11 protein-coding genes and 1 riboswitch are annotated in these 10,083 nt (G+C 59.0%); of the genes, 5 read left to right on the forward strand and 6 right to left on the reverse strand.

What is annotated here, in order from left to right; translation table 11 throughout:
- Positions 1-214 precede the first annotated feature (214 nt).
- Together IVB36_RS13725 and IVB36_RS13730 are read right to left on the reverse strand one after the other, a co-directional pair.
- A complete protein-coding gene (locus IVB36_RS13725) occupies positions 215-496 on the reverse strand; it encodes a hypothetical protein (RefSeq protein ID WP_247391685.1) in 282 nt (93 codons plus the stop codon).
- Positions 497-627: 131 nt separating this feature from the next.
- The gene (locus IVB36_RS13730) at positions 628-837 is read right to left on the reverse strand and encodes a hypothetical protein (RefSeq protein ID WP_026234041.1); all 210 of its coding nucleotides are present in this window, start codon (positions 835-837) and stop codon (positions 628-630) included.
- Positions 838-1,198: 361 nt separating this feature from the next.
- On the opposite strand from IVB36_RS13730, the gene IVB36_RS13735 reads away from it, so the two are divergent.
- The 3 genes from IVB36_RS13735 to IVB36_RS13745 all read left to right on the forward strand — a co-directional run bounded on the left by IVB36_RS13735 (position 1,199) and on the right by IVB36_RS13745 (position 2,669).
- Positions 1,199-1,951, forward strand: coding sequence for a Crp/Fnr family transcriptional regulator (locus IVB36_RS13735; protein WP_247391686.1), 753 nt, complete (start codon positions 1,199-1,201; stop codon positions 1,949-1,951).
- A 32-nt stretch (positions 1,952-1,983) separates the two neighbouring features.
- Positions 1,984-2,217: a hypothetical protein gene (locus tag IVB36_RS13740; protein ID WP_018454562.1), complete on the forward strand. Its 234-nt coding sequence runs from the start codon at positions 1,984-1,986 to the stop codon at positions 2,215-2,217.
- Between the two features lie 248 nt (positions 2,218-2,465).
- Entirely contained in the window at positions 2,466-2,669 is a 204-nt protein-coding gene (locus IVB36_RS13745) for a hypothetical protein (protein ID WP_018454563.1), read from the forward strand.
- Between the two features lie 89 nt (positions 2,670-2,758).
- On the opposite strand, the gene IVB36_RS13750 is transcribed toward IVB36_RS13745, so the two are convergent.
- The 4 genes from IVB36_RS13750 to metE all read right to left on the reverse strand — a co-directional run bounded on the left by IVB36_RS13750 (position 2,759) and on the right by metE (position 8,386).
- On the reverse strand, positions 2,759-3,373 hold the full coding sequence (locus IVB36_RS13750) for a cation transporter (protein WP_346731042.1): 615 nt from the start codon (positions 3,371-3,373) through the stop codon (positions 2,759-2,761).
- Between the two features lie 137 nt (positions 3,374-3,510).
- Positions 3,511-5,145, reverse strand: a complete 1,635-nt coding sequence (locus IVB36_RS13755; protein WP_018454565.1) for a tyrosine-type recombinase/integrase — start codon at positions 5,143-5,145, stop codon at positions 3,511-3,513.
- 413 nt (positions 5,146-5,558) lie between these two features.
- Complete coding sequence (locus tag IVB36_RS40125) at positions 5,559-5,687, reverse strand: hypothetical protein (protein ID WP_256464700.1); 129 nt, start codon at positions 5,685-5,687, stop codon at positions 5,559-5,561.
- A gap of 383 nt (positions 5,688-6,070) precedes the next feature.
- Positions 6,071-8,386, reverse strand: coding sequence for a 5-methyltetrahydropteroyltriglutamate--homocysteine S-methyltransferase (gene metE, locus IVB36_RS13760; RefSeq protein ID WP_247391688.1), 2,316 nt, complete (start codon positions 8,384-8,386; stop codon positions 6,071-6,073).
- A gap of 99 nt (positions 8,387-8,485) precedes the next feature.
- Positions 8,486-8,685: riboswitch (cobalamin riboswitch) on the reverse strand.
- A gap of 372 nt (positions 8,686-9,057) precedes the next feature.
- On the opposite strand from metE, the gene IVB36_RS13765 reads away from it, so the two are divergent.
- Together IVB36_RS13765 and IVB36_RS13770 are read left to right on the forward strand one after the other, a co-directional pair.
- Positions 9,058-9,219, forward strand: coding sequence for a hypothetical protein (locus IVB36_RS13765; protein ID WP_247391690.1), 162 nt, complete (start codon positions 9,058-9,060; stop codon positions 9,217-9,219).
- 576 nt (positions 9,220-9,795) lie between these two features.
- Positions 9,796-10,083 (forward strand): transposase (locus IVB36_RS13770; protein ID WP_247390905.1); only part of this gene is annotated, 288 nt, incomplete at its 3' end.

Below are 10,083 nucleotides of genomic sequence, written 5' to 3' on the forward strand. Positions count from 1 at the left end.
ACCATGCGCGGTTTCCTCCCTTGGAGGCTTTCGGACGCCGGCCGCCCGAATGTGCCGCGCCGTCAATCATGCGGCCGGCATCCGAAACCCTTCACATTAGCGGACTCCAGTGGCTCTCGGAGCGGCCGCCGGCACGTCTGCTCGTCAACCCAGAGCAGAAGTCATGGATGCCCCTCTCTTCCTGGAAGGCGCGCCACGGGGAAGGTCGCTACGCTCAATCTAAATCCACAAGATATGCTAGGACCAAGTCTTCTGTCTGAGCTTGGAGAGCTGCGTTTCGATAGATGACAATCTCGGCTTCGTCAGCCCTGCGAACTGTCAACTTGGCCGTCGAGGAGCAAAGCGGAAGGCCGTTCGATGTAATCGCGGTCAAGTCATCACGAACCCAGTCCTCTTTGCACAACTCGAAGGCTTCTCGGAAATTCTTTGCCTCGAACGCTAAGATAGCTTTGCCCTCAACTTCCATCGCGAATACCGAGCCCGAGAAAACAGTCATTGACACTCACTTTCCATCAGCATCGGACACCAACTTCGGCGATTGTGCTTCGGCTTGCCTCATCAGCGTCCGCGAAAGTCCTTGGAAGGGACCGCCCGGTGGGGACTTCGGGTCCCACAGCCATTGCCGTCCTAACCCGACGGCTTTTTCGATATGTCGGCGCGATCCGTCCGAACCGGCGGTACTTCCCCATCCAGCCATTCCTGCTCTTCGGCCAAAGACCGCCACGCCTGCTCCATGCGCCGGTACCGCTTGTAAGCTGGGCTGTCCTTGGAGGGCTCTCCTTCTGCGAGCATGGCGCAGTTATGGGCGTTCTCCTTGTAGATTTCTGATGGCTTCATGACAGGCTCCTTCGCCACGAAGGTAGTCCGGGGCCGTAAAATTTCGATAACCGGAAGGTTCTGGAAGTTTCCTGAAGCGGTAATAACTCAGAAACAGTCTGTGGACGGTTCGAGACGTGCCGAAGGCGAGCAGCTGATTGTGGGATAACGCTCCGGCACGCCCGCTTGTGACCCGAAGCGTGCCCGCGTCCAAACGCTGCTCCATCTGGCCGGAGCGCGAGAAAGCGATGTTCGTTGCCGAAGAGTCTGGCACGCTTGCGCTTTTCATGCTTTACTGAAGCATCACCGGCCGAGGCTTTGTCCGTAGGCGTCGGTGGCTGAGAGAGTTCGCGCTCCCGCCTGCATGTGCAAGGGAGCGATCATGCCGCACCGCAAGCTAATAGCGCGCCTACAGGCAGTCGGCGGTCTATTCGAACGAGATAAGCTCAGACTCGCGCGCATTCAATACAGGGTGAAGTCCCTGGCTGATGGCGAATACGCCGTGCGCGAGGGAGACAAGCCCAGCAGCTGCATCGTTGTCGTGGATGGCTTTCTAGCTCGGCAAAGAGTGGTGAATGATCGAAATCAGATCTCGTCATTCTACCTGGCTGGGGACATGCCCGACTTGCCTACCCTGCATCTGCCGATCGCGGATTGTGATCTTTGCAGCGTAGGCAATTCGACGATAGCCGCTGTGCCCCATTCGTCCCTCAGAGAGATGATGACCGAATCTCTCGGACTTACACACGCGTTTTGGCGCGAAACGCTGATACAGGCCGCCATTTATCGCGAATGGGTTGAGAATCTCGGAGCGCGCCAAGCCTTAGGTCGCCTCGCGCATCTTGTTTGCGAGCTTACCACTCGGATGGAATTTGTTGGGCTGGCGGACAATGGCAGCTACCGGATCCCGCTCACCCAGCAAGATGTTGCCGACGCATGTGGGCTTTCGATAGTTCACGTGAACAGGACGATCCAGGAACTCAGGGGTTTGGGCCTCATTGAATGGGAAAACCACATCGTTACAGTGCTCCGCCCACAGGAACTGCAAGCTGTAGCCGAGTTCAGCCCTGAATATCTGCATGAGTTGAACGCAAGCGCAGGATCAACGCTCAGCAAATCTGGGGCAGGATTTTAGGAACGCGCGGGCATTTGCTAACTTAGCGCCCAATGCCGCGTTTTCATTTCGACTATCATGAAGCGGAACGGGTCACTGTCGACGAGTTCGGCCAGGAAATGCACAGCGTTGTTGCAGCTCACAGGATGGCCATGATTGCCCTCGGCGAGGCCGTGCGCGATTTTACTTTTGCTGCTCGTCCGGGCACCATCGCAATTGTCGTTAGGAATAACGGCGGCGTTCTCCTGACAGTCTCTGCCACTGTGGAGCAGACTGAAAGCTGGTGACCTTTGTGTCCGCCTGGCTGCCCTATTTCTTGGTGTCGTCTGTTCGCCTAAGCCAAAGAGCAGTTCAGCAGCCAAGACGTCATGCGCCCTCATTCATCTGCAGGCGGTGAAGTCCGCCCAATCGGAGCGATAGCCTCTGCGGGTGCTGGACGCCTTCTCCGCGTCGAGATAGGCCCGTACCGACGCCATCGGGTCGACTAAAGCGCCGGCGCGCACTATGCTGCATCCTGATTTGGAGACCTGTCACAATGCAACCGACAGCCAACGACATCACGCTTCTGCAACATATCCACGCGAACGGGCATAGCGTGCACGCGGACAGCAACGTCGATCATCGCCCCTACAACAGGCTCAAAGAGCTTGGATGGCTCTCCAGCACCACACTTTCGCTTCCCAACGTGGCCTACAGTTTGACGCCCGCGGGTCTGAAGCGCGCGATCGAAGCGCTATAGCCGAAAGCTGGAGTCCGTTAAGGGCGCTTATCGACGCCAGCGGCGCGTTGCGCAAGGACGGCAAATAACCCGAGAGTTCGGCGGCTAAATTATTCAGCCGCCGCCAATCGGCCAATCCGCAACTCTCGGCTGGCTTGCCGGACCACCACCACAGCCCCTTGAATTGCAAGCAATGACATGACCGCCGCCACAACGATGTCGGGCCAACCTGTGCCGGTCCCGAACACGCCGACCGCAGCCAACAACACCGCGAGATTACCCAGTACATCGTTCCGCGTGCAAATCCATGCCGACCGCATGTTTGCATCACCATGACGATAAGCCCAAAGCAGACCAAAGGAAGCTGCATTCGCAATCAGAGCGGCAGCTCCCACGGTGCCCATCGCGAAAGCACTCGGAAGAGTTCCGTGCAGAATGTGCCAGATGACGGTTGCAACGACCCATAGGCCAAACATGCCCATAGTGGCGCCCTTCGCAAGAGCCGCGCCCGCCCGATAGCGAAGTGTCATGCCGACAACGAGTAGGCTGATGGCGTAGTTCGCAGCATCCCCTAGGAAGTCGAGTGAGTCGGCTTGCAGCGAAGCTGATCCGGCAGCAAGACCTGCGACCACCTCAACGGCAAACATAGCGGCATTGATGGCAAGCACAGTCCAGAGCACCCGCCGGTAGGCGGCATCCGATTTCTTGTTCCCGCCGACGTTCAAGGGCGGTAGAGCGCAACAGCAGTCGTTCATGAGCCGGATATAAGATGGATCAGGACGCGTCGCTAGTCCGCTTGATGTCGTCTCTGCCCCTTGGCGGACCTTGGAGACCCTGGCGGATTTCGTCGGCTATCGGTGGCTTATGCGATTTCAATGACCGGAAACCTCGCGATGGCGTTCGCCTTCGCCTTAACGGTCACGTCTCCGTAGCCCTCCGAGACGTTGCGCGGCGCATGCCCCTGAATGGCATCCAGAACGCGCGTCTCAACGCCCTGCTCAATGCCAACGGTCTTAAAGCGATGGCGCCAACCGTGGCTTGGATCAACGTTCTTGTCCTTCACCACCTCACGGACGAACTCATTGACCTTGTTACGCGCCGTCTTGACCGCGTTGCGCACGCCTAATTCACCGGCTTTGGGGTCGATGAAGAGATAGCCGCCCTTGGATTTCTCGAAGAACTCCAGGAAGCCTTCCTCAATGACCTGTCCATGGAGCACAACATCACGCGCTTCATCCGTCTTCACGGGCCCAGCCTCGGGCGTTACATGTAGCACCCAGAGCTTGCCCTCGCGCCGAATGTCCTCCTTACGAATCTGAATCATCTCGCCCACGCGGGCGCCCGTGAAGGCGCATAGCCACGGCACCCACCGTTTGGCCGCTGCCAGCTTCGGGGCTTCCCGGCGGGGCACGAACTCGCGGGCATGCTTCAGGATTGCGATAGCCTCGGAATCATAGAACCCTTTTGGCCTGAGCTTGCGCGACTTGCCGACTTTGATGGTGATCCCTTCGGCCGGATTGCTGGACAGCCGGCGATTGACCACGGCCCAGCCAAACACCGTCTTCATCCCGGCGAGGTCGCTGTCCTTCACGGTCTTCGGGCTAACGCCGCTCTGCACGCGATAGTCCTTGAAGCGAACAATGTCCTCGGGCGTCACCCGGCTCGCGGTGTCGTGCTTCAGGAACGTGACAAGGCGGGCCATCGAGTTGCGATAGCTCTCATAGGTGCTCTGCTTGCGGCCGGCCCGCTTGGCTTCCTTCCACCAGTCCTCGACTAGCCCGGTGAGGCAATTCTTGGGGGCGCCGCGCTTTGGCTTTTCCTTCGGCGCATCTGCCGGGGCCTGCCACTCGGGAAAGCGAGCAGCCTTGGGGTCGGGGGAATAGTCGCCATCAGCGTTCCGCTGGCGGCTCACGAAGGCGTCACGCAGCGCCATCCAAAAAGCAGTGAGCAAGAGAGCGCGCGATTCGCTATCTACCCGGCGGATGCCCTTGGTCAGCAAGAGGCGGTCCACGATGGCGCCGAGCTGCTTCTCCAGTTTTTGGGGTTCGCCGTCCTCGCCAACCCTCGCCCACATCGCCACCACGGCCGCCCAATGGGCTTCCTGCTCGTCCTGGCTCTCAGTGTCCGGCGCCCAGCCCTCTCCGGGCGTGTGCACCATAGCAACACTCCGGGCGAGGCTCTCGCTGTCCGCCCACACGCGATAGAGTTCGCCTGCTAAAGCCGTCGCCTGCCGGTGGGTTAGACGCACGGGAGAGTCATTGCGGAGCGCCTCCCACACGGTCGCTAGAGAGGCCGCCGCGAGCGCGTGACGCCTCTTAGCTTCACTTGGCTCTGCGGTGCGAAGAGAGAACCGGACGGCCTGAGTGCCCTCAGTAGGCGTCACGAAGACGAAGCTATCGCCGAGCGGTATCGCGAGTTTGAGACCGACTGCCTTGCGCCGAACATCAGCCGGAATACGCTGCGCGAAAAAAGGAAAGCGAGATTCATCCCGGCGCATCGGCCGAACAATCCTAAACAGCAATGTTACACCCCATTGTTACACAGTCGGGGCCAACGCAACACTCTGAAAGGGCTTATCTATCTGGATTTGTTTGACATCCAGAATTGTATGGTGCCCAGGAAAGGACTCTTACCTCCAAGTCATCGGCCGGACACCACTCCGGTCGAATCGCGCCAGTCACGGCGGTCCGCGCCATGCCTGGCGCACCAAAAAAAGCCCGGCCTCCTCCGGAGGCCAGGCAAAAGTCACGCAGGAACAACGCTGCTTTACGCATCGCACCAGCTTTCGTCGGCAGGGAGGACTTACCGCCGATCGATCTTCGGCGAGGGCATTCGCCGTCAAACAAGGAGAAACGGATATCACTCCGCGCGAAATCTGGAGCCGTTTGCCTTCCGCTCCTGTCGGAAACTTCACGACTTTTCCACCACTCGCCCGCTGTCCGGTTGGGACGGCAGTGCCTTGACCGAGATGGGATCCTGCGCCGGTTTGGCTGCCGTGCCCTGAAACACAAGCGGCAGTTTGCCGTCGCACAGCAGCATTTGGCACGTCCCCAAAAACCAACAACGCTCGATTACCTCTCCCGAAGAGCGTGCCAGGGCCTGAATTTCGTATGACGTTCCGTAAGGACCGTAAAATAGATTGTTGTGATGAGACGCATCCACGCGATGGATAAATGAAAAAGTAGGGCTGTGCTTCGCGTCGAGCGTTAATGACGTCGCAATAGGACCTGATCGGACCTCGCCGGCATGCTGTCGGCCGTCGGGTCGAGAATCGAGCTTGTCGCCGGCTGTATGCGACCGCCTCCGCCGACGCCCGCCCGCATTCCGCGGCGCTGGGAACTTTGAAAGCTCCCAAGGACATCGTAAGCCCCCAAAGCGCGTGCATCTTGTTCACAAACGCGTTGGCGAAACGCTCCGGCCCATCATGGCTCGGCCCGCAACTCGCGTGCGGCGGCCACCATATTGACGAGCGCGGGACGCACCTCCTCCCACCTTCGCGTTTTCAGTCCGCAGTCGGGATTGATCCAGAGCTGCCGATCGGAAACTCGCTGCCGCGCCAACACAATCAGCTGCTTGATTTCCGCCGCTGCGGGAATGCGCGGTGAATGAATGTCATAGACGCCGGGCCCGATCTCATTTGGATATTTGTAGCTCTTGAAGGCCTCGAGCAATTCCATCTTAGAACGCGACGTCTCGATTGAAATGACGTCGGCATCCATTGCTGCGATCGCATCGATGATTTCATTGAACTCGGAATAACACATGTGAGTATGGATCTGAGTTCCGTCGGCGACCACGGAGGAGCAAAGGCGGAAGCTGTCCACCGCCCAATCGAGATAGTTCTTCCACTGCGATTTGCGTAGCGGCAATCCCTCCCGCAACGCAGCCTCGTCGATCTGGATCATTGTCGCTCCAGCCGCCTCAAGGTCGATGACCTCATCTCGGATCGCGAGAGCGATCTGTCGGCATGTCTCGCGCCGCGAGATGTCGTCACGCACAAACGACCAGTTCAGGATCGTCACCGGTCCGGTCAGCATAGCCTTGACGGGTTTTTTGGTCAGAGACTGCGCATAGCGCCACCATTCGAGGGTCATGGGCTTCGGCCGGGAGACATCTCCGAACAGGATAGGCGGACGAACGTAGCGCGAGCCATAAGACTGAACCCAGCCATGCTTGGTGAAAGCGAAGCCCAACAGCTGCTCGGCAAAGTATTGAACCATGTCATTGCGCTCGAACTCACCGTGTACGAGCACGTCCAGGCCGATATCTTCCTGCCACTTCACGGTACGGGCTGTCTCCGCTTTCAGAAGCTGCTCGTACTGCGTGTCATTCAACGTTCCCCGCGCATGAGCCGCGCGCGCATTCCGGACATCGGCCGTTTGCGGGAAGGATCCGATGGTTGTCGTTGGAAACATCGGCAATGCGAACGCGACGCGCTGGACGTCGGCACGCTGGGTGAACGCACTGCGACGGCGAAGCATGCTATGGTCGATCGCGGCGATTCGTCCGGCGACATTCGCATTGTGGATCTCGGGCGATGTTTCGCGGGTGATGGCTGCCTCCTCCGAAAGCGCAAGTTCATCGGCCACCTCGGCAGCATGGCCGGCCAGCGCTTTGCTCAATATCGAAAGTTCCTTGATCTTCTGAACTGAGAACGCCAGCCATGTCTTCAGATTGGGATCGAGATCGGTCTCTAGCTCAATGTCGATCGGAACATGAAGCAGCGAGCAGGAAGGAGCAATCTGAACACGGTGCCTGCCCAATTTTTGGACCATAGGAGCAAGTTGGTCGAGCAGCGCCGGAAGATTGGAGCGCCACACGTTCCGACCATCAACGACGCCTAGTGAGACCACGAGATCTCTACGGGTTGTGGCGACAATTGCGTCCAACTGGTCAGGTGCCCGAACCAGATCCACATGAAGCCCGGCAACGGGCAAGGCCAAGGTTGTTTCAAGATTGTCGCCGATAGCCCCGAAATATGTGGCCAGCATTATTTTAAGGGCCGGCACAACCTTTGCGAAATGAGCGTAGGCCCGGCGGACAGCTGCCAGCGATGCTTCGTCGACGTCCATCACCAGGCATGGCTCGTCCAGCTGAACCCATTCAGCACCGCGCGAGGATAGTTCGCGGAGAACATCGACATAGACTGGGAGGAGCCGATCGAGCAGCGACAGCGGATTGAATGCGGGATTTGCGCTTTTGCCAAGCTTCAGGAAAGTGACTGGGCCAACTAGGACGGGGCGCGTTTGGTAGCCGAGGCTTTTTGCCTCCTCATATTCCTCGATCGGCTTTCGAGAGGAATACTTAAAGATCTGATCCCGGTGAAATTCCGGCACCATGTAGTGGTAGTTGGTATCGAACCACTTCGTCATTTCCTGTGCGGCTACGCCAGGCCCGTGCTGAGCGTGACCACTGTCCTGAGCGCCACGCGCCATGGTGAAGTAGGTCTTGAGCGACACAGGACCTTCGGTCCAGCCATAGACGTCGGGAATGGCGCCGACCATTAGGCTGGTATCGAGCACATGGTCGTAGAACGAGAAGTCATTCGAAGGAATGACGGTCGCACCGCGGGATTTCTGCCGTGCCCAATTAGCGGCACGAAGTCCACTCCCCGCCTCGAGGAGCTCGGCTTCGCTGGAGTTTCCCGCCCAGTAGCTCTCGAGCGCGACTTTGAGTTCGCGTCGTGGGCCGATGCGTGACGTCCCCAGTGTGGCAACGGGAAGCGAAAGAAAAGACATAGCTCAGACCCCATGATTGGGGCAAAGGCCATGGCGGACGCATGCAGCGAATATCGCGTGAGCGACAGCTGCTTGGCGCACACCGGGACACCCCGCCCGTGGACGATATATTGTCGAGGCAGGTCTCCTGGCTCGCGGGTCGTCGCTGCTGTCCGGCCTTCCCGAAGCCGCATGGCTTCAGTGACTTCGTTGGACAGCGGCTCGCCGCTTACAGTTGCGGGGGCAGCGCCGGCATTGCACCGGCTTCCCTCTTAGCTCCGGATCAAACGAATCCGAAGACCACGACGGCTGGCATTAGGCGCACGAGGATCGATCCGTCAACCTACTAAGTGTCGCCGCGATATTGCCCAAGCGATTGCGAGCTGTACCAGCTAGGGCACAACGGTCTTACTCCCGGCCTGGTAAAAACGCCTAGATCTGTGGAGCCTCCGCTTGTGAATGCGTCCGTCAACACCCGCTTGGCGTATTCGGATGAGCCAACGCGAGCAGAACGAACGCGGTGGGCGCTTCGACATCTGCGTGATCGCGACAAATCCGGTCTTTTCCGTCAGCAGCTTCTCGAACTCGCCCGCGAGGACGTTTGCGATCATCCTCGGCCGGCATCCGCTTGATCACAGCGCCATGAGGCTCCTTAGGAATTGTCAAGGCCGGATTGCTCCAGGATCAAACGGATGATCAGGCCGGACTGCCTGTGTTCGGCGGACCCCGCGACGAGCCGTGAGCTCGATCGCTCCGTGGCGTTGGTCAAGATGATCTCCTTCGGTGTGCCAAGCACTTACGTGCTGAGCGACTTTGGCCGCGCCTTCGTTGTTTCCGTCGCCGCTGGCGAGTAGTGCAGCCTGGACGTGGCCTGCGCGGCATCGCAGGAACAGTTCCGGACGTCAGGATGCACGCTAACTTGCGAAACTGGAGTAAGCGGCGAGAGCGCGGGCGGCGGGGATCCTGTTACGACCCTAGCTCCATGCACTCGTGCATGGTGACCGTGGGCAAGCGGATGCCGAGCTTCTCGTACGTCTTCAGGATCTCCGGACCGATCTCGTCGCGCGTGGAGACCGTCTCTTCGGTTTCGAAGTGACGTAGCTTTAGATATCCTGCAAGCTGATCTTGGGATATTCGACGCCCGTCCACCTCGCCTCGGCTCGTCAGCCAACGACGATAAGCCGCAACGCGACGACCTGGAGCATCGAGGCGGCCTTGTCATTATTCGAGACAAATTTGACGGTCTCCTCTGACAGAGCCCTTCGAGCGTTTCTCGGAGTCGATCAGCGCCTTAAGCTCATAACGATGTTGATCGACCTCGATGCGCCGCACGCGGACGGCGGCCTCCACAAGCTCGACATCTAGGGTCTGTACCTAATTAGCGAGTTCTGATTCCCTGGTGCCAAGTTGATTCGGCACGGGGGACTTCGATGCGCAAAGGACTGTTCTGGCTCAACGACAAGCAGTGGGCTCAGATAGAGCCGCATCTGCCAACAAACCAGACCGGCCCGGCGCGCGAAGACGATCGACGCATTATCAGCGGTATCATTCACATGCTCCAGTGCGGCGCACGCTGGCGCGATTGCCCGTCCGACTATGGCCCTTACACGACGATCTACAATCGGTTCAATCGCTGGGCTAAGCGCGGACATTGGCAGGCGATCTTTGAAGCGCTCGCCCGCTGCGGCAAGGACCGAGTGGCTTTGTCGATCGACTCC

The sequence above is a fragment of the Bradyrhizobium sp. 35 genome, from assembly GCF_023073215.1.
Lineage (GTDB): Bacteria > Pseudomonadota > Alphaproteobacteria > Rhizobiales > Xanthobacteraceae > Bradyrhizobium > Bradyrhizobium canariense_D.